Origin of the sequence: Brevundimonas sp., assembly GCF_035935935.1 — a bacterium.
In the GTDB taxonomy this organism is placed as follows: domain Bacteria; phylum Pseudomonadota; class Alphaproteobacteria; order Caulobacterales; family Caulobacteraceae; genus Brevundimonas.
On the sequence record NZ_DASYWO010000012.1, the window covers coordinates 39,849 to 60,920 of the forward strand.

Below are 21,072 nucleotides of genomic sequence, written 5' to 3' on the forward strand. Positions count from 1 at the left end.
AACCGCTTAGCGGAGGTCAGCTCATGGCGACCGGCACTGTGAAATGGTACAATTCCACCAAGGGCTACGGCTTCATCCAGCCAGACGACGGCGGCAAGGACGTCTTCGTCCATGCCTCCGCGCTGGAAACTTCGGGTCTGGGCGCCCTGAACGAGAACCAGAAGATCTCGTATGAGGTCGAACGCGACTCCCGTTCGGGCAAGGAGTCCGCAGGTCGTCTGAAGGCGGCGGAGTAGATCATCCTCCCCGTCGATCCCGGCCGTCCCGGCCCCGCGACGACGCCCGAACCCATCGCCTTCGAAGGCGAGGTCGTCGCTCTGTTGCCGCTGGGGCTGAGACGGGTGCGCCTGACGAACGGGCACGTGGTCACGGTCCTGCCGCCGCGTGGCCAGGATCTGCCGCCATGCCTGATCGGCGACGCCGTGCACATCGAGATCGCCTTCAATCAGCTGAGGGGCTGGCGTCTGTCCGGACGCCGGCCCTGAGGCCGCCATCGAAAAGGAGCCGCCCATGACCCCGCTGAGCGACCGCGTGCCTCACCTGAACGACGACGACCTCAACGTCCTCCGCGCCAACGCCGAACGGCTGATCGTGCACGGATCGATGACGCAGATGACGGCGGCGTCCGAGCTGCTGCCCTTCATCGACGAGGAACGCGCCCGCCGGGCCGCCCTGCCCCCGGCGCCGGTCGTGCGCAAGGCGCCCGTGCGCAAGAAGAAGGTCCCGCCGGCGACCGGGCATCAAACGGCCTTGTCGGGCTGACGCCTCAGCCCAGCGCCTGGTCCAGGTCGGCGATCAGGTCTTCGACGTCCTCGACGCCGATCGACAGGCGGATGAGGTTCTCGGTGACGCCTCCAGCCTCGCGCAGAGCCTTCGGGACGCTGGCGTGGGTCATGATGGCCGGGTGGTTGACCAGGCTTTCGACGCCGCCCAGCGACTCCGCCAGCGTGAACACCTCCACGCGCTCCAGCACCTGCCGTGTGCGCGACAGGTCGCCGTCGATGAAGGCGGTGACCATGCCGCCGAACCGGCCGTTCATCTGCCGCGCCGCCAGGTCATGCTGCGGGTGGGAGACCAGCCCGGGGTAGACGACGCGGGCCACGCCTTTCCGCTCTTCCAGCCAGCGCGCGACGGCCAGGGCGTTCTCGTTGTGCGCCTTCATGCGCACGCCCAGCGTCTTCAGGCCGCGATTGGCCAGAAAGGCGTCGAACGGCCCCATCACCCCGCCGACGGAGTTCTGCAAGAACTTCAGCTGGGCCGCGAGGTCGGCGTCCGCCGTGACCAGCGCCCCGCCGATGACGTCCGAATGGCCGTTCAGGTATTTCGTCGCTGAATGCATGACCACGTCGGCCCCCAGCGACAGCGGCTGCTGGCTCCACGGCGTGGCGAAGGTGTTGTCGACGATCAGGATCAGGCCATGCGCCTTCGCGATCTTCGACAGGCCGGCGACGTCCGCCAGCTTCATCAGCGGATTGGTGGGCGTCTCCGCCCAGATCATCCTCGTCTTCGGCGTGATCGCCGCCTCCACGGACGCGAGATCGCTCATGTCGACGTAGGCGAAGTCCAGCCCCGCCGACCGGCGGCGCACGCGCTCGAACAGCCGCCACGAACCGCCGTACAGGTCATCGCCCGTGACGATGTGCGAACCGGCGTCCAGCAGCTCCAGCGCCGTGGACGTCGCCGCCATCCCCGAGGCGAAGCCGAACGCGTGGGTCCCGCCCTCCAGATCCGCCAGGCAGGCCTCGAACGCCTCGCGCGTCGGGTTCTTGCCGCGCGCGTATTCATACCCCTTGTTCACGCCCGGGCTTTCCTGGGCATAGGTCGACGTGGCGTAGATCGGCGTCATGACCGCGCCGGTCGTCGGGTCCGGCCGCTGGCCCGCGTGGATGGCGCGGGTCGAGAAGCCTTGGCGATTGCGGATGGTCATGAGGTCTCCCGGCCGATGTTCGAGCCGTAGAACTGGGCCGAGACCTGAAAGATTTCCACCCATTCGTGCGGCAGAAACAGATGGCCGGCGCCCCTGACGGTGTGTTCGCGCACCGAGACGTCCCGGTCGCGCAGGAAGTCGATCCACGCGTCGGTGTTGCGCGGCAGGACGTGCGTGTCGTGCTCGGCCCGGATCATCAGCACCGGGACACGACGTCGCGGCGGGCGCGGCGTGTAGACGTCGACGCCGCCGGCGAGACCGATGGCGGCCGCGGCGCGGCTGTTTCCCAAGGCGCCGTCCACGGCGACGTAGGATCCCAGCGAATAGCCGAACATGGCCGTGCGACGGCGATCCACGCCCCGTTCGATGAACCAGTCGATCGCGTGCTCGCCCACGTCGCGCCACGCTTCCATCATCGCCGGCGGACGAATGCCGTCGTCGGGGAAGGCGTCGGTGTAGAGGGGCGTAAGCACTTCATAGCCGTCGCCTGCGAACTGCATCGCGAGGTCGTGCCACGGTCCGTCGTTGCGGATGCGGCCGCCCGAGCCGTGCATCATCACGACGGCGGCCTTCCGGTCCCTGCCCAGCGGTCGGTAGTGGATCGCGCGGATGTCCTTGTCGTGGCTGCGGAAGGTGAGGCCGGCGTAGATCAGCAACGGATCCTGAGCCCGAGCGGGCGCGGCCCCCAGAGCGGCCAGCCCCCCCAGTACCGAGCGTCGTCTCATGCAGCCTCCGTCAGCTGAGGTGCGGCCGGGCGAAGCGTTCCGCCCGCCCGAAAATCTCGCTCCATTCCGAAGGCTCGAACACATGGTTCCCGGAGTCCAGCACGTAGGTTTCGACCGGCACTCCGGCGTCGCGCATCCGCCGCCGCCACGCCCGGGTCGTCGCGGGCGCCACGACGGGGTCTGCGTCGGCATGAATCAGCAGAACGGGCGGCCGATGGACGATGGCCTCGACGGCCAGGTCGCCGCCCGACGCGATGCCGACGGCGCAGCGGAAACCCGGGCGCGTCAGCGCCGTCTCGGTCGCCAGCCAGCCGCCCCTGGAGAAGCCCATCAAGGCCACCCGCCCCGCGCCGACGCCGTGCGCGTTCGTCAGCCAGGTCGCGCAATCCACCACCAGGTCGACCCAGCGGACCCGGTTGCGCGGATCCGGCTCGGGCGTGGCGCCCAGATAGTTCGGCATTACGACGACGTAGCCTCGCTCCGTCATGCGCACCGCGTCGCGATAGAAGCGCGGCAGATCGTTGTTCGTGCCCCCGCCGCCGTTCAGCAGCACCACGCCCGCGCCGCGCATGGGGCCACCCGGCCGGGTCGGTGTGAACAGGACGGCGGCCACCTCCTGACCCGCGCTGACGAAAGCGGTCAGACTGACGCCGGGCGCCATCTCCTGGCCGAATGCCGATCCGCCCATCAACGCGGCGAGGGGCGCCCCGGCGAAGTGGCGGCGGGTCAAGGTCATCTCGCGCTTTCCCGGAAACTGGCGGGCCATCCTGCATGGATGCCGCAACGATCCCACTTGGCAAGTGCGACGGCGGCAGGTCCACGACCCGCCGCGACGCCGCCTCCGGTCGAGGACGCCGTCCCGCCTGTCAGGCGGGCGGGTTCAGGAAGTGCACTTCGAGGAATTCTCGCGTCCGGCCGAACACGTGGCACCACGTCGGCGCGTCCAGCTCATGCTGCTGTCGATCCAGCAGTTCGGTCTCGACCGTGGCGCCCCTGACGCTGAGATTGCGCGCCAGCGCTTCCATCGAGCGCACGCTGACCGAACGGTCCGACCGGCCGTGCATCAACAGCACGGGAATGGCCCGCGATCCGCGGGAGGCGTTGTTGAAGATGTCGGTTCCGGCGGAAACGCCGACGGCGCCCGCTGCGGTGCCGTAATCGGTCAGCGAACCGTCCGTCGCGATGTAGCCTCCCAGGGAGTAGCCCCACAGAACCACCTTCGCGGGATCGACGCCCGGCTGGGACGCAAGAAATTTCACGGCCTCGGCGGACGCCTGCGACCACTCCTTGACGTCGTCCCCGTCGAAACGCTGCCGCCACTGCCGGGCGTCGAAATAGCTCGGCATCAGAACGGTGTAGCCGCGGGAGGCGAGCTGGATGGCGTGCGGATCAAACAGCGGACCGTGCCCCCCCAGACCTGTGAAGCCGTGCAGGAGCACGATGCCCACGCCGTTTTCGGCGCCGGGGCGCGGCTTGTAGATCAGCGCCGGGATGGTCTTGCCCCGGTACTGGTAGGAGATGCTGTCGCGCGTGGCGTTCTGGCGCACGTCGTCGGCGCAGCCGGCCAGCGACGCGGGCGCCTGGGCTGAGGCCGACCACGCGCCGCCCAGGGCGATCGACGCAGCCGCCGCGCAGACGAGAAAGCGGGATAGGGTCATGATTTGCGGTCCCAAGGGTGGAACAGCCAGCGTCGACCACATTTTCGCCGCAGTCCAGCTCCTTTGACGACACGATCCGACGGTCCGGCCTGGACCTGCGAGATCAGCGGTTCAGGCTGAGGTGGTTGATCAGGTCGGTGCGGGTGATCAGACCGACGAACCGCTCACCGTCCAGCACGATGGCCACCCGGTCCCGGTCGAACAGGGGGATCAGGGCGTCCAGCGGCTCCTTGACCTGAACGGTGTCGAGGTCGCGCGTCATGGCCGACCGGACCGGCTTGGCGAACCGTTCCTTGCGCGTGATCTCGTCGGTGTCGAGCACGTGCACGATGTCGCTCTCGTCCAGAATGCCGACCAGACGGCCCTCCTGCAGCACCGGGAGTTGCGACACGTCGGCTCCCCGCATGCGCTTGAAGGCGGTGTCCAGCGTGTCGTCCGGACCCACCGTGACCACGCCGCCCTCCTCCGGCCGGCGCGTGATCAGGTCGCTGAGGTCGCCGTGCAGGGTCCGCTCGGTCAGCCCCTGATCGGCCAGCCAGGCGTCGTTGTAGACCTTGGACAGATACTTCGCGCCGGTGTCGCAGACGAAGGTGACGCAGGTCTTCGGCTCCGTCTGCTCGCGGCACCACCGCAGCGCCGCGGCGATCAGCGTGCCCGACGACGATCCGGCCAGGATGCCTTCCTTCAGCAGCAGCTCGCGCACCGTGGCGATCGCTTCCGCGTCCGGGATCGAATAGGCCTTGTCGATCAGGGTGACGTCCGCCGTGTCCGGCACGAAATTCTGGCCGATCCCCTCGACCGTGTAGCTGCCCTCCGGCCCCGGCACGCCGTCGTTGACGATGCCCGCGAGGGTCGACCCGACCGGATCGGCGAGGATGATCTCGGCGTCCGAGCCCACCGACTTCAGGTAGCGTGCGATGCCCGTGATGGTCCCGCCGGAGCCGATCCCCGCCACCAGCGCGCCGACTTCGCCCCCGGTCTGGGCCCAGATTTCGGGACCCGTGGTCTCGAAATGGGCGGCCGAGTTGGCGTCGTTGGCGAACTGGTTGACGTAGAAGCCGCCGGGGATCTGCTGGGCCAGCCGTTCCGCCATGTCGGTGTAGTATTCCGGATGTCCGTGCGGGACGTCGGAGCGGGTCAGGCGCACGTCGGCGCCCATGGCGCGCAGGTGCTGGATCTTTTCCTTCGACATCTTGTCCGGGATGACCAGCAGCACCTTGTAGCCCTTGGCCTGCCCCACCAGCGTCAGGGCCAGACCCGTGTTGCCGGCGGTGGCCTCGACGATGGTCCCGCCGGGCTTCAGGAACCCCTCGCGTTCAGCCGCCGCGATCATCGACAGCGCGATCCGGTCCTTGATCGAGCCGCCCGGGTTCTGCGACTCGAGCTTCAGCAGCAGGCGACACCTGCCCGTGTCCAACCGCGTCGCCTCGACCATGGGCGTGGCGCCGATGAGGTCCAGCAGCGAGCCGGACGGCGCGCTGACGGTCGGGGCGGCGGTGGGCATGACGTGAGCGACTCCCGTGAACGAACGCGCGCGAAGCTGGGCGCGCGTCCTCGCGGGGTCAAGCGTCGTGGGTCAGACGCCCGGCGCCCTCCCCGGCTTCACAGTGCGGAGGCGTAGCGCGTCAGGCAGGGCTCCAGTTCGCGCTGGATCGCGTCGAGACTGCCGTCGGCGACTGCGGCCTCCAGCCAGGCGTTGACCGCCTGACCGCTGGCCTCCAGGGCGATGCCCTCGCGACCGGCGGCGGCGACGCGATCGGCGTCGGCGGCCTGCGCCAGCTTGCCGGCGGTCGCCAGCAGCTCTTCGTTTTCGGCGGACGGAGACTCTTCCTGCGCCGCGCCGGCCATCACGGCGACGCCGATGAACACGCCGGTGCAGGTCACGGCCTGCTGGTGGCTGACGGGATCCTGCGGCGCCAGCAGGGCGGCGGTCAGGGCGAGGGCGGCGAGGGACATGTACGGGCTCCGGAGACGGATCTTCATCGTGCCCGCAAGACGGAGCCGCGGCAATCCACTCGAATCTGACGACGGGCGCGCCCGAAGCGCGTTATGTCGGGACGATGAGCAGACCCCCGAAACGCCCCGCCGCCGGACTTCCGGACAAGGAGACCCTCCTGGCCTTCCTGCGCGACGCGGGATCGGCCGAAAAGACAGACATCGCGCGCCATTTCGGCCTGAAGGGCGGCGAGCGCCGCGCCCTGCGCGAGATGATCCGCGAGCTGGAGGCCGACGGCGCCTTGGGCAAACGCGGGCGCAAGGGTTTCTCGCCGGCAGGAGACCTGCCTCCGGTCGGCGTCGCCGACGTGGTCGAGCGCGACGTGGACGGCGAGATGTACGTGCGGCTGGTCGAGGCGTCCGAGGACGCGCCGCGCGCCCTTCTGATGCCTGACCGCGGCGGCAAGACCGGCCCGGCCCCAGGCATGGGCGACCGGCTGCTGGTGCGGTTCTCCAAGGCCGTCGACGGCTGGGAGGCGCGGCTGATCAAGCGGCTGGATTCCGGGGCCAACAAGGTGCTGGGCGTGGTCCGGAAGTCGAACCGCGAGGTCCGCGTCGAACCGGTCGACCGCCGGTCCAGGGACGTGCTGATCATCCCGCCTCTGCTGGCCGAGGGGCTGAAGGACGGCGATCTGGTCGTCGCGGCCGTGGAAAAGGGCGAGCATCGCTACGGTCCGAAGCGCGGCAAGATCCTCGAAACCATCGGACGCGAGGACGACCCGCGCGCCGCCAGCCTGATCGCCATCGCCGCCCACAACGTGCCCATGGGTTTTTCCGAAGCCGTCGAGCGCGAGGCCGAAGATCAGGAGCTGCCGTCGCTGAAGGGGCGCGAGGACCTGCGCGAGCTGCCGCTGATCACCATCGATCCGGTGGACGCGCGCGACCACGACGACGCCGTCTATGCCCACCGCGACGAGGATCCGAAGAACCCCAACGGCTGGGTCGTGTGGGTCGCCATCGCCGACGTCGCCGCCTACGTCCGCCCCGGCTCGGCGCTGGACCGCGAGGCGCGGGAGAAGGGCAACAGCACCTACTTCCCCGACCGCGTGGAGCCCATGCTGCCGGAGGTGCTGTCCAACGGCCTGTGCAGCCTGAAGGCCGGTGAGAACCGTGCCTGCATGGCCGTGCGCATGGTGTTCGACGAGACCGGGCGGAAGATTGGCCACAAGTTCGTTCGTGGACTGATGAGGTCGCACGCCAAGCTGTCTTATGAACAGGCGCAGGCGGCGATCGACGGCCGGCCGGACGACGTCACCGGGCCGATCATGGAGGCGATCCTGTATCCCCTCTGGAACGCCTACCGCTGCATGCTGAAAGGCCGGCTGAAGCGCAGCCCGCTTCAGATCGAAAGTCAGGAACGCCGCATCCGCATGGCTCCCGACGGCGGGATTGCCTCGATCGAGGCCCGGGTGTCGCTGGAGGCGCATCGGCTGATCGAGGAGATGATGGTCCAGGCCAACGTCTGCGCCGCCGAGACGCTGGAGCAGAAGAAGACGCCGCTGATCTATCGCGTCCACGACGCGCCCAGTCAGGAGAAGCTGTTCAACCTGGCCGACTTCCTGCAGACGCTCGGCATCCCTTGGACCAGGGGCGAACCCGCCACGACGAAACGGTTCAACAAGCTGCTGGACCAGACGCGCGACGGGCCGCACGCCGAGGTCGTCAACGAGGTGGTGCTGCGCACCCAGATGCAGGCGATCTACAGCCCCGAGAACGTCGGCCACTTCGGACTGAACCTGGACCGCTACGCCCACTTCACCTCGCCGATCCGGCGCTATTCCGACCTGATCGTGCACCGCGGCCTGATCCGCGCTCTGGGCTTCGGAAAGGACGGGCTCACGGACCGCGAGATCGCGGAGCTGTCCTCGATCGCCGAACAGGTGACGACGACCGAGCGCCGGTCGATGGCCGCGGAGCGCGACGCCATGGACCGCTACGTCGCGGCTTTCCTGCAGGACCGGGTGGGGGCGACCTTCCGGGGGCGGATCACCGGCGTGACGCGCTTCGGCCTGTTCGTGCGCCTGGAGGAAACGGGGGCCGACGGCCTCGTCCCCGTGTCCTCGCTCGGCGGCGAGTATTTCACCCACGACGACCGAACTCACGCCCTGGTCGGCGGGCGCACGGGGGTGCGGTGGACGCTGGGGCGGTCGGTCGAGGTCAAGCTGGTCGAGGCGACGCCGGTGACCGGCGGCCTTCTGTTCGAAATGCTGTCGGACCCGGATCCGCGCGACCCCAATGCGCCGGCGCCCAGACTGGGCATGCGCGGCCGCGGCGGCGACGGTCCGCCCCAACGCGGCAAGGGACGCCCCGGCGGGCCGAAACCCCGGGGCGGCAAGCCGTCGGGCGGGCTGAAGGGCGTGCGCAAGGGCAAGCGGCGGTGACGCAGCCCTTCGACGCCACGCAGGACCTGAAGGACGCGCCGCACACGGGCGGGGGAATGCGCCCCCGCGACGCCGCGACCCTGATCCTGACGCGCGGGACCGGCGACCGGACGGAGGTGCTGATGGGGCGCCGCGCCGCCGGCCACGTCTTCATGGCCGGCAAGTGGGTGTTTCCCGGCGGTCGGGTCGACCGGGCCGATGGCCGCGCCGCCTCCGCGACCGATCCGACCGGCGAGACGCGGGCCCGGCTGACGGCGGAGGTCGGCGCCTACCGCGCGCGGGCGCTCATGCTGGCCGCCGTGCGCGAGACGTTCGAGGAGACGGGGCTGCGTCTGGCCCGACCTGCGCCCTCGGCCGCGGTGGCCGGCCCCTGGCGGGAGTTTCGGGCGGGAGGCGCCCTGCCCGACATCGCCGCCATGACCTACGTCGCGCGGGCCATCACGCCGCCGGGGCGCAGCCGCCGCTTCGACGCCCGCTTCTTTCGCGCCGACGCCTCGGCCCTGATGGACGACCGCCCGCGCCCCGCGGCGGACGAGCTGGAGGACGTCGCCTGGCTGAGGGCCGACGACGCTCTGTCGCGCGATCTTGCGGCGATCACCCGCTTCGTGCTGGGCGCGGCGCTGGAGGGGCGCGCCGAAGGCCTGCCCTTCGTCAGACAGGTGAGGGGCCGGCACCTCATCGAACGTCTTTGACCGTGTCGGACGCGGCCGGTATCCGTTCGGCATGAAGCTCAAGGCTCCCTTCATCAAGCTGCCCTTCACCTTCGACGTGGAGCGGCTGAAGGCCGAGGTGCTGGCCTTTCCGGCCGAGGCCTGGGCGCCTCATCCCAACCGGATCCCGGGGAACAGCGCCCTGCGCCTGATCACCGTCGGCGGGACCGAGAACGACGATGTCGCCGGGGCCATGGCGCCCACGCCGCATCTGATGGCGGCGCCCTATCTGCAGCAGGTGCTGAGCCACTTCGGCGTCGTCTGGAGCCGTTCGCGCCTGATGAAACTGGGCCCCGGATCGACCGTGCCGACGCACACCGACATCAACTATCACTGGTTCCACCGCGTCCGGCTGCACATCCCGATCGTCACGACGCCGCAGGTGAAATTCTTCTGCCACGACGACGTGGTCCACATGGCCGCGGGCGAGTCCTGGATCTTCGACAACTGGCGCACGCACAAGGTCGAGAACGGCTCGGACGTCGAGCGCATCCACCTGGTCGCCGACACCACCGGCAACGCCCGCTTCTGGGACATGGCGGACGCCGCGGCGGCGGGGCGCGCGCCGGTCATGCCGGTGCCCTACAGGCCAGGCGGGAAGGCCCCTCTGGCGTTCGAGCGCTTCAACGTCCATCGCGTCATGCCGCCGTCGGAGATCGACCAGCTGCTGGGCGACCTGGTGTCCGAGACGGTGTCGGCGAAGCCGGGCGCAGAGGGCGAGGCGCAACTGCGCGCCTTCGAACGCGCGGCCTGGGGCTTCCGTCAGGACTGGCGACAGCTGTGGTCCCTCTTCGCCGACGAGGACCGGGGCGTCCCCCACTACAGAAAGCGGATCGACGCCTTCCTGCAGCAGGTGAACGGACTGGGAGACGAACTGCGCGTGGGCTCCAACCAGATGCCCGCCGCGCGCGTGGCCGGCGCCCGCGTCGCCGCCTACGCCGTCAACGACGGGGCGCGGGGCCAGGCGCCGGCCGCCGTTCCGGGTCAGGGGCCGACGCAGGCCGGCCCACGTCCCTCGTCCGTCCGCACCGTGCCGGAATACGACCGGCCGATCTTCATCGTCGCCGCCCCGCGCTCGGGCTCCACCGCCCTTTTCGAGACCCTGGCGGTGACCCCGCAGCTGTACACGGTGGGCGGCGAGGCGCACTGGCTGGCGGAAGGCTTTCCACGCCTTCGGCCCGGCGCGCCGGGCGTGGACTCAAACCGCCTGACGGCCGCCCATTTCGATCCGCAGATCGCGCTGGCCATGCACGACCGGGTGGCCGAGAAGCTGCGCGACGGGGCCGAGGCGCCCTACGCCAATCAGCCCTCCGTCCGTTGGCTGGAGAAGACGCCCAAGAACGCCCTGCGCATTCCCTTCTTCGACAAGGCGTTCCCTGACGCCCTCTGGGTCTTCCTGTGGCGCGAGCCCGAGGAGAACGTTTCCAGCATCATCGACGCATGGCGCTCCGGGGGCTGGATCACCTATCCGCAGTTGCAGGGCTGGGACGGCCCCTGGTCCCTGCTTCTGCCGCCCGGCTGGCAGGGACTTAAGGGCAGGCCGGTCGAAGAGATCGCCGCGCACCAGTGGGCCGTCACGAACACCACCATCATGGACGATCTGGAGGCCCTGCCCGCCGACCGGCGTCACGTCGTGCGCTACGCCGACTTCGTCGCCGATCCGGCGGGGGTGATCGCCGCCATCGCGGATTTCGCCGGCCTTGAGGTGGACGAAGCGCTGACGCGGCGCACCGGCGGCCCCCTGCCCGACTCGCGCCACACGCTGGAGCCGCCCCGCCCCGACAAGTGGAGGAAGAACGCCGCCGAGATCGCGCGCGTGCTTCCCGGGCTCGAGTCCGTGCGCGAGAGGCTGCGGGCCTTCCGGTGACCGAAATCCGCGTCAGGCTGACGATCGACGACCCGGTTCCGGGAGTCCGCTACAGCCTGCAGAAGGACGACATGCCCTTCGAACCGGTCACCGCCGCCGAGGCGCCGCTGAGCTTCGACGTCCCGATCACCCTGCACGACGACGGGCGGATCACCGGTCCCTTCGTGCGCCGCGAAGGCAAGGAGAGGCGGTTCGTCTACCTGCGCATCGGGACGTCGGCCGGCGACCACGCGTCGGAGTGGTCGCGTCGCGCCAAGATCGACGTCCACGACATCCCCCGGGACCTGCTGGATCGGGCGCGCGCCGGCGCCGTGCTGGAGGTCGGTCTGCCTGGCCGCGGCAAGGACGGCTCGCCGGCTTGCGCGACCGTGCGGCCGGTCAGGGCGTGGCGACCGGTCGGCTGAGGTCGAAGGCCACGCGGAACAACCGCCCGCCGGGCCGGGACAGCTCATAGACGTATTCCCGTCCCGGTCTTACCTCGATCGCCCAGACGTTGGTGTTGGACACCGCCCGGCCTTCGCGGGTGAACAGGGCGATCGATTCGGCGTCGACGGGGAACTCCTGCCGCTCCGCCGTGCCGGGCGCCGCCGTGCCGCCCCCGTACCAGGTCAGGACGTCGGGCGTGCCGTCGTGATGGCGGTGGTCATGCTTCAGTCTCAGGCCGGAACGCGTCCGCGTGATCACCCATGTGCGCGAATGGTCCTCGCCGACGTGAAAGGGAATGCGGATTTCGGTCGGCGAGCAGTCCCTGACGTGCATCACCAGCGGCTTGCCGGCGAAGCCCGGGTCGTTCGTGTCGTCGGCGACGACGCGGCCGTGGAAGGTCTGGCCGCACAGGTCGGTCAGGGCGGCGAAGAACGCCTCCTGCGGGGCCGCCGCAGGCGTCGTGGCACACGCGGACAGGGCGAGGACGGCGGCGGGGACGAGGGCGATCAGGGCGTTCATGCGGCCACGCTAGCACGCCCTTCCGGCGGCGTTGACTTCCGGCCGCGCCTGAGTATGTTCCGCGCCTCTCGTTTCCAGCGGCTTTCGCCGTCGAAAAGGTAATTCCCGATGGCCAAGCCCGCCTCCATCAAGATCCGCCTCAACTCGACCGCCGACACCGGCTTCTTCTACGTCACCAAGAAGAACGCCCGGACCATGACCGAGAAGATGGTCGTCAAGAAGTACGACCCCGTCGTGCGCAAGCACGTCGAGTTCAAGGAAGGCAAGATCAAGTAAGGCTTTCCGCCTCACTGATTTCTGGACGCCCGGTCAGCGATGGCCGGGCGTTTTTCATGGTCGGCGTCCGGGCGACGCGGAGGCCCCGAGTAGCACTCGCACGCCGCCCGCTCGAGCTGCTCCCGGTCCCGTATCAGGATCCGGCCGCGCGAATACCGGATGGCTTCCAGCGCCTGCAGCGCCTGCGCCGCCTCGTTGACCGAGGTGCGCTGGACGGCCAGCAGGTCGGCCAGTTGCTGCTGCGTCAGGAACAGCTGGGTGGAGCCGGTGCGGTCCTGCAGGCGGAGCAACAGCCTCGCGAGCCGGGCGGCGGCGCCATGATGGGCGATGCACGCCAGACTCTCCGCCCCGACCTTCGCGATGACGGCCCCGTAGGAATCGAAGGCTTCCCTGAGTTCCGCGTGCTCCATGGCCAGCGCATGCAGGACCTCGACGCGGATCTGGCAGCCCTCGACGTCCGTGAGGGCCAGCAGGCGGCGGCGGGAGGCGCGCGGCCCGGATTCGAGATAGGTCGGGGTCGCTCCCTCGCGCCCGATCAGGCCCGTCTCGACGGTGCGCCCGTCGTGCAGCACGGTCAGGGCGGCCAGCACGCCCCGATAGGGCAGATGCGACCAGGCCAGGGTGTCGCCCTGTTCGCGCAGGATCTGGCCTGCGCGCAGTTCGAAGGGTTCGCAGTGTGAGGTGACCGCCTCGCGCACGCCCGGCGGCAGACCCTCCAGAATGTCGTTCGCGTCTTCCATGGCTCTCCCGAACGGCCGCGCTGAACGGCGCCCATAACGCCCGGGGCCCGGCCCGGGTTTCCGTCGTGCTCCCCCTCCGTCCGGTTTGACGGAAATCGACACAGGAACCGGACGTCGCCCGTGCCGGTTGCTCGGCGGAAAGGAGACCCGTCATGAGCGACGACAAGACAAACCGAGGCGGCGGCGACCGCCAGCGCATCAGCCTGAGCGAAGACTACGAGGTGCGCGACTGGGCCAAAAAGTTCGGCGTGACCGAGGAAGGTCTGCGGGCGGCGGTGCAGAAGGTGGGCGACCGGGCCGACGACGTGGAGCGCGAGCTGCGCGGCGGCTGATGCGGCTGCCGCCCAACCTTCTGGTCGTGCTGGCGGCGGTCGGCCTGTCGGCGCTGATCTGGTGGGCCAGCGGCGGCCGGGCCTTCGTGTTTCTCCTCCCGCTGCTTTTCGGCCTGCCGTTGCTTCGTCGAAACCGCTGAAGCCCCGAAACCGTCGGCCCGCGAACCGCGGCGGCGGTTCGGCGGCGTCGCCGTCAACCCAACCCATGGATTCGAAGGATGAAGCCCAAGGTCTGCGTGCTGGAAGACGACCCCATCATGCTGGAGCACTTGGTGGGGACGCTGTCCTCGCTCGGCTATCAGCCCCTGCCCGCCGGCACGGTGGACGAGGCGCTGGCGCTGGTGCGCCGAGAGAAGCCTGTCGCCGCGGTCACCGACATCCTGATGCCGGACAAGGACGGCCTCAACTTCATCATGGAGCTGGGCGCGGACCGCCCCGCACGCCTCGTGGCCATCAGCGGCGGCGGACGCCTGAGTTCGGACGCGATCCTGCAGATGGCGAAGGGCCTCGGCGCGGACGCGACCCTGGTGAAGCCGTTCACCGTCGAAGATCTGCAGCAGGCCCTGACCGGAGGCCTCGGCGACGCCTGACCTCACGCCGCCTCAGGCCGCGCGTGCGACCACCTGATCCCGGCCCCGGGCCTTGGCCTCATACACGCCGTCGTCGGCCCGTTTCAGCAGCGCCTCCGGCGTGTCGTCGGGCCCCGCGACCGTGGCGACGCCGATAGAGACGGTGACGTCCAGCGCCGCCTCGCCGTCCAGCACGCGGAACGGCACGTCCGCCACGTCCCGCCGGATCCGCTCGGCCACGCGAAGGGCCGCCTCCATGGGCGCCCCCGGCATGACGACCACGAACTCCTCGCCCCCCATGCGGCACGGCAGGTCGACTGCGCGGACGTTCGTGGCCAGCCGCACCGCGAACTCGCGCAGCACCTCGTCGCCCGCGTCGTGGCCGAAGCCGTCATTGACGGATTTGAAGTGATCGATGTCGAGCACGAGGATCGACACCGTCTCCCCGCCCTGCGCGGCACGACCCACCAGCGCCTGCAGCTGACCCGCCATGTAGCGGCGGTTGTGCAGCCCGGTCAGGGCGTCGGTGACGGCCATCTCGAGGCTGTAGTCCAGCTTCTGACGCAGGAAGTCCGCGTAGCGTTTGCGCCGGATCAGCGTGCGGGCGCGGGCCTGCAGCTCTTCCACGTCGACGGGGCGCATCAGGATGTCGTTGGCCCCCAGCTCCAGCGCCTTGACCATGCGGGGCCGATCGATGGGATCCACCACCGCCAGGATCGGGGTACGTCGCGCCGCCTCGGTCGAGCGGGCCTGGGCGATCAGGCGCAGGCCGTCGAACTCCGCCGCCGCCAGATTGACGATCATCAGGTCCAGTCCGCCCTTCGCCGCGTCCAGCGCCACGACGGGATCGACCTCGACGGTCGGACGGTGCTCCTCGGACAGACGCTCCAGGATCTTCGCGGCCTGACGCTCGGAATCGTCGACGATCAGAACCCGTCCGCCCGTGGCCCGCAGGCGTCCGGCGGCGTCGGCGTCGACGCCCAGACGGCGGCTGCTCTCCTCGCGGTCGTGCAGCTCGTCGACGATGGCCTTCAGCCGCGTCAGCGAGCGCACGCGGGCCATCAGGATCAGGTCGTCGATCGGCTTGGTGACGAAGTCGTCGGCGCCGGCGTCCAGCCCGCGCATGCGGTCCTCCCGGCCGTCCAGCGCGGTGACCAGAACGACCGGCACGTGGCGCAGGTCGGGGATGGCCTTCAGCCGGCGGCAGGTCTCGAAGCCGTCCATGCCGGGCATCATGACGTCCAGCAGGATCAGGTCCGGTTTCTCGCGCGCGGCGATCTCCAGCGCCGTCGGGCCGTCGGTCGCCGTCAGCACCTCGTAATACTCCAGCGTCAGCTTCGCCTCGAGCAGACGGACGTTGGGTTCGACGTCGTCGACGACGAGGATCCGCGCGGTCATCGACGCCCCCTCAGGCCGCCACGACGCCCAGATGGCGCCGGACGACTTCGAGGAAATGCAGGACGGAGATCGGCTTCGAAATATAGGCCTCGCACCCACCCTGGCGGATGCGCTCCTCGTCGCCCTTCATGGCGAAGGCCGTCACGGCGATCACGGGGATGTGCGACAGCTCAGGGTCGTCCTTCAGCCACTTGGTGACCTCCAGACCGGAAATCTCGGGCAGCTGGATGTCCATCAGGATCAGGTCCGGACGGTGCTCGCGCGCGATCGCCAGCGCCGAAAGACCGTCGCGCGTCTGCAGGGTGCGGAAGCCCTGCGAATCGAGCAGATCATGAAAAAGCTTCATGTTCAGCTCGTTATCCTCGACGATGAGGACGGTTTTGGTCATGGGCGCCTGACATCGGCATGCGTCCGCACGGGCGCGGGCGATTTCCGCCGGGTTCGGATGCAACCCTGCCCCATCGGTCTTAAGTTGGGGTAAGCGCGACCTTTCCGAGTCCTTTCCGTGGGCGATCCCGTCAGCATCTGCCGTGACTGTCTGAGCACCGCGGCGGCGGCGCGACGGACCTGCGACGCGTGCGGCTCCGTGCGGATCCTGAACCACCCTGAGTTGACCGGCCACGCCATCGCCCATCTGGACTGCGACGCCTTCTACGCCTCGGTCGAGAAGCGCGACCGTCCGGAACTGCGCGACAAACCCGTGATCGTCGGCGGCGGCGTGCGGGGCGTGGTGTCGACCGCGTGCTACGTCGCGCGGCTTTACGGGGTCGGTTCCGCCATGCCGATGTTCAAGGCGCTGAAGGCGTGCCCCGACGCCGTCGTGGTCAAGCCGAACTTCGACAAGTACGTCGTCGAAAGCCGGCGCATCTTCGACAAGGTGCGGGCCCTGACGCCGCTGGTGCAGACCCTGTCGCTGGACGAGGCGTGGATGGACCTGAAGGGCACCGAACGGCTCAACGGCGGTCCGCCGGTCCTCCAGCTAGTCCGGTTGCAGAAGGACATCGAGGAGGAAACCGGACTGACCGTCTCCATCGGCCTCGCCCCCAACCGCTTCCTCGCCAAGGTCGCGTCGGAGATGGACAAGCCGCGCGGCTTCACGGTTCTCGGCTCGGAGGCTGCGGCGACGCTGGCGCCCCGGCCGGTGACCATCCTGCCCGGCGTCGGGCCGGTGTTCGCCCGGACGCTGCGCAGCGACGGCTTCGCCACGGTGGGAGATCTGGCGGCGGCCGATCTGCGCGATCTGGCGCAGCGCTATGGAGAGTGGGGCCTGCGCCTCCACGAGCTCGCGCACGGAAAGGACGCGCGCGCCGTCAACCCTGAGCGGGATCGCAAGGGCATGAGCGCGGAGACCACGTTCAACCATGACCTGACCGACCGCGAGGCGCTGGAGGCCGAACTGTGGCCCCTGTGCGAGAAGCTGGCGTCCAAGGCCCGGCGCGACGGCGTGGCCGGAAAATCCATCGTGCTGAAGCTGCGGCGGACGGACTTCAGGATCGTCACCCGGCGAACCACGCCGCCGGAACCGGTGCAGACCGCACGCGCCCTGTTCGCCGAGGGTCGGCGGCTGCTGGGGCCGGAACTGGGCATCCCCTACCGCCTGATCGGCATCGGCATGGCCGACGTGGAGGACGCCGTCGACGCGCCGCCCGGACTGTTCGAGACGGAGGCCACGCGCACCCTGAAGACCGAAACCGCCGTCGACGCCCTGCGCGCGAAGTTCGGTCCGGCCGCGGTCGTGGCGGGCCGCGCGCTGAAGGGGCGCTCAACCCGGTCTTAAGCCCCCTGCCCTAGTTTTCCCGGCATGCAGGCCTTCGTCGACAAGATGCGCCGTCGCGCCGGGCGCTGGCTGGACCGCCGCCCGGTCCAGGTGCGCGCGCCCGGCGGCATGCTCAGCCTCAGCTTCGACGACTTCCCCGAAACCGCCTGGACCGAGGCCGGGCCGGTGCTGGCCCAGCACGGGGTGTTCGCCACCTACTACGTCTGCGGCGGGCTGGAGCGAGGCGAGAACCTCGGTCTGCCCCAGTTCACGGCCGACCAGATGCGGGAACTGTTCTTCGCCGGGCACGAGGTCGGCTGCCACACCTATGAGCACGTCTCGACGCTGACGCTGACGCCGGCGGCGCTGGGCCGCAGCCTGGCGCGCAACGCGCTGTGGGTGTCCGACCGACTGGACGGACACGTCATGGAGACCTTCGCCTATCCGTTCGGCGACGTGGCGCCGGGCGCCAAGCCCATCATCGATCTGCGTTTCGCCCTGGGCCGCGGCGTGCGCAACGGCGTCAACGCCGGGAGCGAGGACCGCAACGCGCTGAAGGCCATCGGCCTGGAGAGCCGGCGCCTGCCGGGCTACGACCTCGACGCCCTGTGCGCCGAGGCCGCGGCCCGGGACGGCTGGCTTATCGCCTATGGCCACGACGTGTCCGACGCCCCCACACCCTACGGCTGCACCGCGCGCGATCTCGAGCGGCTGATCCTCTCGGCGAAGGCGGCCGGCCTGGCCATCGTGCCGGTGGCCGAGGGCTGGAGGCGGCTGGCGGCGTAGGCCGTACGGCCGTCGGCCCAGCGGATCAGCGCCTTGCGCGGCCATGCGACAAGCCAGCTGCGGGCGGTGTACTCCCCGCTTTCGATCATGGCCCGACGACTGCCCGGACTGGCGGCGGCGCGCTGGGTGTGAACGTCTCCCGGCCCCTGATGGACCATCCAGGCCCCGCCCTTCAGCGGGTTCAGCCGAAGATGGGCCAGACGCGGGCTGATCGTCTCCAGCGGCGGATCGTAGAACCAGCTCGATCCGATCATCCCGGCCAGCTCGGGGCGGGTCTTGCAGATCTCGGCCGCCGTGGCCCACGCGCAGTTCCAGCCCTCCTCGGTGAAGTCCTCGAGGTGGCGGCTCTCGGTGTGCACCTGCAGCCAGGGCCGGTTGGCGCCGTGGCGGACGTAGTTGATCAGCGGGCCGACGCCGCGCCCGGACAGCGCGTGCCGCACGCTCTCGCCCGGGCCCATCGGCGAGGACAGGTCGATGATCTGCGTCTTCGCCCCCGGCACGGACAGGGCTAGGGCGAAACGCACGTCCTTGGCCCAGAAGTCGCGGTCATAGGCGCCCCGGCCCCCCTCCAGGAACTGCGCCGTCTGCTCGATCCAGTAAGGGTAGAGCTCCATCACCGCCGGCGGCATGCCGGCGGCGCGGGCGCGCTCCATGACGCCGAGCGTCCAGATCGCGATCAGGCCGCGCCGCGCGTCGTCGCCGGCGCCTTCACCGAGGACGGCGTCGACCTCCTGCGCGGGCAGGTCGAAGTTCCAGTGGGTCGCCACGGCGGCGGCGCGCCTGGCCGCCGGCTCGACGGCGGCGTCCACGCGGGCGCGGTCGGCCGCGCTCATGCGGGCGATGACGGCGTGCAGCGACGCCTCGACGGGGTTCACGTGCATGTCCATGCGCGGCACCCTCACACAGTGCGGTGAGCGTTCCCTTAAGGGCCGTGACGCGGCGCGCGCGCCTCGCTAAACAGCGGCCGAAGCAATCCCGGAGCCCCGCATGTCCGTCGCCGCCCGCCTGTCCGATCTCGGCATCGTCCTGCCCGAACCCGCCAAGGCCGTGGCCAACTACGTGCCCTGGGTCCGCAGCGGGAACCTGGTCCACATCTCCGGCCAGCTGTCGAACGACGCCGCCGGCGGCGTTCTGGGCACCGTCGGCGTCGACGTGACGCCGGAGCGCGCGCATGAGGCGGCGCGCATGTGCGGCGTCAATCTGCTGGCCCAGCTGTCGGCGGCGCTGGACGGCGATCTGGAACGCGTCGAACGCGTCGTGAAGCTGGGCGGCTTCGTTCAGGCCGGTCCCGACTTTTCGGCCATTCCGGCGGTGATCAACGGCTGCTCGGACCTGATGGTCGAGGTGTTCGGCGACAAGGGGCGCCACGCCCGCTCGGCCGTCGGCGTCTATCGTCTGCCGCTGAACTTCGCCGTCGAGATCGACGCAATCGTCGAGGTGCGGTGAGCCTCACCGCCCGCGTCCATCAGACGGTCGCCGACGTCGGCCGCGAGGCCTGGGATTCCCTGGCCGCGCCGACGGGCGACCCGTTCGTGTCGTTCGACTTCCTGCACGCCTGCGAGGCGTCCGGCAGCGCTGTGCCGCGACAGGGCTGGGCCGGCCGGCATCTGACGCTGGAGGACGACGGGCGGCTGATCGGCGCCCTGCCGCTTTGGCTGAAGGGACACTCGCAGGGCGAGTACGTCTTCGACCACGCCTGGGCCGACGCCTTCCAGCGCGCCGGCGGCGACTACTATCCCAAGCTGCTCTCCGCGGTCCCGTTCACGCCCGTGACCGGGCCGCGCCTGCTGACCGCCCCCGGCGAGGACGTCGACCGCGTCCGTGCGGGTCTTCTCCAATCCGCCGTCGGCCTCGCCGAACGGCTGGGCGTCTCGTCGCTCCACGTCACCTTCCCGACCGGCGACGAATGGGACTGGCTGGGCGACGCGGGCCTGCTGAAGCGCCAAGACCTCCAGTTCGTCTGGCGGGATCGAGGCTATGGGGACTTTGACGGGTTTCTGGCGGCGCTGTCCTCGGGGCGACGCAAGTCGATCCGGCGGGAGCGCCGCGACGCGCAGGCCGGTCTCGAGATTCGGGTTCTCACCGGAAATGACGTCAAGTCAGATCACTGGGACGCTTTTTTCGCTTTTTACATGGACACCGGCGGCCGCAAGTGGGGGCGCCCCTACCTGACCCGCGACTTCTTCGCGCGCATCGGCGAGACCATGGCCGACCGGGCGGCGCTGATCATGGCCTTCGACGACGGCGCCCCGGTGGCCGGCGCGCTGAACTTCATCGGCCGCGACGCCCTGTATGGCCGCCAGTGGGGCACGCTGATCGACCGGCCCTTCCTGCATTTCGAGCTCTGCTACTACCGCGCGATCGAACTGGCGCTGGAGCTGGGCCTGCCGCGCGTCGAGGCGGGCGCGCAGGGCGAGCACAAGCTGGGCCGCGGCTATCTGCCGGAGGGGGTGCACTCCGCCCACTGGATCGCCCACCCGGGCCTTCGGCGGGCCGTCGCCGACCATCTCGACGGCGAGCGCGCGGCGGTGGACGCGGAAATCTCGATGCTGCGCCGGGAAGGCTCGCCCTACCGCGAGACCTAGATGGCGCGTCCGGCGACCAGGGTGTTGCGCACCCGGCGCCCCAGAGGATCGCGGGCCGTCCAGGTCTGGCCGACCTCGGCCTCGACCATGCGGCTGCAGAAACGCGGGACCAGCATGCTGGGGCGGATGTGGGTCAGGCAGACGTTGGCCCCCTCGACCCGCCAACGCGCGGTGATGCGTCGACCGTCGCTGAAGTGGGCGGTGTAGGCGCCGTCAGGGTTGAACCAGTGCTTCACCCAGCCGCCGTCGGGGTAGTGCGACACGATCGTGTTGCCGAAGGCCGACGCCATTCCCGACTGGGCCGCGGCCGGCGCGGAAACGCCCGCCAGAGCCATGACCACGCACCCGAACAGCCACGCCTTCACGCGCATTCGATCCCTCCACCCAACCATCCCCGGGCGCAATCTTACCGAAAGTTCACG

General features: G+C 70.0%; 27 protein-coding genes. 15 read left to right on the forward strand and 12 right to left on the reverse strand.

Translation table 11 applies throughout. From position 1 onward, the window contains the following. Nucleotides 1–23 precede the first annotated feature (23 nt). The 3 genes from VGR32_RS12380 to VGR32_RS12390 all read left to right on the forward strand — a co-directional run bounded on the left by VGR32_RS12380 (nucleotide 24) and on the right by VGR32_RS12390 (nucleotide 762). Complete coding sequence (locus VGR32_RS12380; protein WP_327451096.1) at nucleotides 24–236, forward strand: cold-shock protein; 213 nt, start codon at nucleotides 24–26, stop codon at nucleotides 234–236. Between the two features lie 105 nt (nucleotides 237–341). Next, on the forward strand, nucleotides 342–485 hold the full coding sequence (locus VGR32_RS12385) for a hypothetical protein (RefSeq protein ID WP_327451098.1): 144 nt from the start codon (nucleotides 342–344) through the stop codon (nucleotides 483–485). Nucleotides 486–510: 25 nt separating this feature from the next. Further along, the gene (locus VGR32_RS12390) at nucleotides 511–762 is read left to right on the forward strand and encodes a hypothetical protein (protein ID WP_327451100.1); all 252 of its coding nucleotides are present in this window, start codon (nucleotides 511–513) and stop codon (nucleotides 760–762) included. Between the two features lie 4 nt (nucleotides 763–766). Here the strand turns inward: VGR32_RS12390 and VGR32_RS12395 are convergent, their stop codons facing one another. The 6 genes from VGR32_RS12395 to VGR32_RS12420 all read right to left on the reverse strand — a co-directional run bounded on the left by VGR32_RS12395 (nucleotide 767) and on the right by VGR32_RS12420 (nucleotide 6,266). Then, nucleotides 767–1,927, reverse strand: coding sequence for a cystathionine gamma-synthase (locus tag VGR32_RS12395; protein ID WP_327451102.1), 1,161 nt, complete (start codon nucleotides 1,925–1,927; stop codon nucleotides 767–769). Then, entirely contained in the window at nucleotides 1,924–2,652 is a 729-nt protein-coding gene (locus VGR32_RS12400; RefSeq protein WP_327451104.1) for a dienelactone hydrolase family protein, read from the reverse strand. Before VGR32_RS12400 ends, VGR32_RS12395 begins: the two co-directional genes overlap by 4 nt. A gap of 10 nt (nucleotides 2,653–2,662) precedes the next feature. Continuing rightward, nucleotides 2,663–3,388, reverse strand: a complete 726-nt coding sequence (locus VGR32_RS12405) for a dienelactone hydrolase family protein (RefSeq protein WP_327451106.1) — start codon at nucleotides 3,386–3,388, stop codon at nucleotides 2,663–2,665. A 130-nt stretch (nucleotides 3,389–3,518) separates the two neighbouring features. Next, nucleotides 3,519–4,310 (reverse strand): alpha/beta hydrolase family protein, encoded by a 792-nt coding sequence (locus VGR32_RS12410; protein WP_327451108.1) that lies wholly within the window; start codon nucleotides 4,308–4,310, stop codon nucleotides 3,519–3,521. A gap of 103 nt (nucleotides 4,311–4,413) precedes the next feature. After that, complete coding sequence (locus VGR32_RS12415; RefSeq protein ID WP_327451110.1) at nucleotides 4,414–5,814, reverse strand: cystathionine beta-synthase; 1,401 nt, start codon at nucleotides 5,812–5,814, stop codon at nucleotides 4,414–4,416. Between the two features lie 98 nt (nucleotides 5,815–5,912). Then, complete coding sequence (locus VGR32_RS12420) at nucleotides 5,913–6,266, reverse strand: hypothetical protein (RefSeq protein ID WP_327451112.1); 354 nt, start codon at nucleotides 6,264–6,266, stop codon at nucleotides 5,913–5,915. A 104-nt stretch (nucleotides 6,267–6,370) separates the two neighbouring features. On the opposite strand from VGR32_RS12420, the gene rnr reads away from it, so the two are divergent. Genes rnr through VGR32_RS12440 form a run of 4 tightly spaced genes read left to right on the forward strand, consistent with a single transcriptional unit; the run spans nucleotide 6,371 to nucleotide 11,667 of the window. Next, complete coding sequence (rnr, locus tag VGR32_RS12425) at nucleotides 6,371–8,686, forward strand: ribonuclease R (protein ID WP_327451114.1); 2,316 nt, start codon at nucleotides 6,371–6,373, stop codon at nucleotides 8,684–8,686. Next, a complete protein-coding gene (locus VGR32_RS12430) occupies nucleotides 8,683–9,378 on the forward strand; it encodes an NUDIX hydrolase (RefSeq protein WP_327451116.1) in 696 nt (231 codons plus the stop codon). The genes rnr and VGR32_RS12430 overlap by 4 nt, the downstream gene beginning before the upstream one ends. Nucleotides 9,379–9,409: 31 nt before the next feature. Further along, nucleotides 9,410–11,263: a sulfotransferase gene (locus tag VGR32_RS12435; protein WP_327451118.1), complete on the forward strand. Its 1,854-nt coding sequence runs from the start codon at nucleotides 9,410–9,412 to the stop codon at nucleotides 11,261–11,263. After that, nucleotides 11,260–11,667: a DUF5990 family protein gene (locus VGR32_RS12440; protein ID WP_327451120.1), complete on the forward strand. Its 408-nt coding sequence runs from the start codon at nucleotides 11,260–11,262 to the stop codon at nucleotides 11,665–11,667. The genes VGR32_RS12435 and VGR32_RS12440 overlap by 4 nt, the downstream gene beginning before the upstream one ends. On the opposite strand, the gene VGR32_RS12445 is transcribed toward VGR32_RS12440, so the two are convergent. Further along, nucleotides 11,642–12,208 (reverse strand): hypothetical protein, encoded by a 567-nt coding sequence (locus VGR32_RS12445; protein ID WP_327451122.1) that lies wholly within the window; start codon nucleotides 12,206–12,208, stop codon nucleotides 11,642–11,644. The two genes, VGR32_RS12440 and VGR32_RS12445, sit on opposite strands and share 26 nt — an antisense overlap. A 108-nt stretch (nucleotides 12,209–12,316) precedes the next feature. On the opposite strand from VGR32_RS12445, the gene rpmG reads away from it, so the two are divergent. After that, nucleotides 12,317–12,484 (forward strand): 50S ribosomal protein L33, encoded by a 168-nt coding sequence (gene rpmG / locus VGR32_RS12450; protein ID WP_003164451.1) that lies wholly within the window; start codon nucleotides 12,317–12,319, stop codon nucleotides 12,482–12,484. A gap of 11 nt (nucleotides 12,485–12,495) precedes the next feature. Here rpmG and VGR32_RS12455 read toward each other — a convergent pair whose 3' ends face one another. Beyond that, nucleotides 12,496–13,224, reverse strand: a complete 729-nt coding sequence (locus tag VGR32_RS12455) for a Crp/Fnr family transcriptional regulator (RefSeq protein WP_327451123.1) — start codon at nucleotides 13,222–13,224, stop codon at nucleotides 12,496–12,498. A gap of 152 nt (nucleotides 13,225–13,376) precedes the next feature. On the opposite strand from VGR32_RS12455, the gene VGR32_RS12460 reads away from it, so the two are divergent. From VGR32_RS12460 to VGR32_RS12470, 3 genes are all read left to right on the forward strand, one after another. Continuing rightward, entirely contained in the window at nucleotides 13,377–13,556 is a 180-nt protein-coding gene (locus VGR32_RS12460) for a DUF3606 domain-containing protein (protein ID WP_327451124.1), read from the forward strand. Continuing rightward, nucleotides 13,556–13,696 carry a hypothetical protein gene (locus tag VGR32_RS12465; RefSeq protein WP_327451125.1) on the forward strand — a complete coding sequence of 47 codons (141 nt, stop codon included), beginning with the start codon at nucleotides 13,556–13,558 and terminating at the stop codon, nucleotides 13,694–13,696. Before VGR32_RS12460 ends, VGR32_RS12465 begins: the two co-directional genes overlap by 1 nt. A 78-nt stretch (nucleotides 13,697–13,774) precedes the next feature. Beyond that, the gene (locus VGR32_RS12470; protein WP_327451127.1) at nucleotides 13,775–14,146 is read left to right on the forward strand and encodes a response regulator; all 372 of its coding nucleotides are present in this window, start codon (nucleotides 13,775–13,777) and stop codon (nucleotides 14,144–14,146) included. A gap of 12 nt (nucleotides 14,147–14,158) precedes the next feature. Here VGR32_RS12470 and VGR32_RS12475 read toward each other — a convergent pair whose 3' ends face one another. Together VGR32_RS12475 and VGR32_RS12480 are read right to left on the reverse strand one after the other, a co-directional pair. Continuing rightward, complete coding sequence (locus tag VGR32_RS12475) at nucleotides 14,159–15,523, reverse strand: PleD family two-component system response regulator (protein ID WP_327451129.1); 1,365 nt, start codon at nucleotides 15,521–15,523, stop codon at nucleotides 14,159–14,161. Nucleotides 15,524–15,533: 10 nt separating this feature from the next. After that, nucleotides 15,534–15,911, reverse strand: a complete 378-nt coding sequence (locus VGR32_RS12480; protein ID WP_327451131.1) for a response regulator — start codon at nucleotides 15,909–15,911, stop codon at nucleotides 15,534–15,536. A gap of 117 nt (nucleotides 15,912–16,028) precedes the next feature. Between VGR32_RS12480 and VGR32_RS12485 the strand changes: the two genes are divergently transcribed. Continuing rightward, nucleotides 16,029–17,300, forward strand: a complete 1,272-nt coding sequence (locus tag VGR32_RS12485) for a DNA polymerase IV (RefSeq protein WP_327451133.1) — start codon at nucleotides 16,029–16,031, stop codon at nucleotides 17,298–17,300. A gap of 24 nt (nucleotides 17,301–17,324) precedes the next feature. Next, on the forward strand, nucleotides 17,325–18,065 hold the full coding sequence (locus tag VGR32_RS12490; RefSeq protein ID WP_327451135.1) for a polysaccharide deacetylase family protein: 741 nt from the start codon (nucleotides 17,325–17,327) through the stop codon (nucleotides 18,063–18,065). On the opposite strand, the gene VGR32_RS12495 is transcribed toward VGR32_RS12490, so the two are convergent. Then, the gene (locus VGR32_RS12495; RefSeq protein ID WP_327451137.1) at nucleotides 17,960–18,952 is read right to left on the reverse strand and encodes a hypothetical protein; all 993 of its coding nucleotides are present in this window, start codon (nucleotides 18,950–18,952) and stop codon (nucleotides 17,960–17,962) included. The two genes, VGR32_RS12490 and VGR32_RS12495, sit on opposite strands and share 106 nt — an antisense overlap. Nucleotides 18,953–19,052: 100 nt before the next feature. Here VGR32_RS12495 and VGR32_RS12500 point away from each other — a divergent pair, with 100 nt between their 5' ends. Together VGR32_RS12500 and VGR32_RS12505 are read left to right on the forward strand one after the other, a co-directional pair. Continuing rightward, entirely contained in the window at nucleotides 19,053–19,511 is a 459-nt protein-coding gene (locus VGR32_RS12500; protein WP_327451139.1) for a RidA family protein, read from the forward strand. Beyond that, a complete protein-coding gene (locus VGR32_RS12505; RefSeq protein WP_327451141.1) occupies nucleotides 19,508–20,650 on the forward strand; it encodes a GNAT family N-acetyltransferase in 1,143 nt (380 codons plus the stop codon). The genes VGR32_RS12500 and VGR32_RS12505 overlap by 4 nt, the downstream gene beginning before the upstream one ends. Here the strand turns inward: VGR32_RS12505 and VGR32_RS12510 are convergent. Then, nucleotides 20,647–21,021, reverse strand: a complete 375-nt coding sequence (locus VGR32_RS12510; protein ID WP_327451143.1) for a hypothetical protein — start codon at nucleotides 21,019–21,021, stop codon at nucleotides 20,647–20,649. The two genes, VGR32_RS12505 and VGR32_RS12510, sit on opposite strands and share 4 nt — an antisense overlap. Nucleotides 21,022–21,072 lie beyond the last annotated feature (51 nt).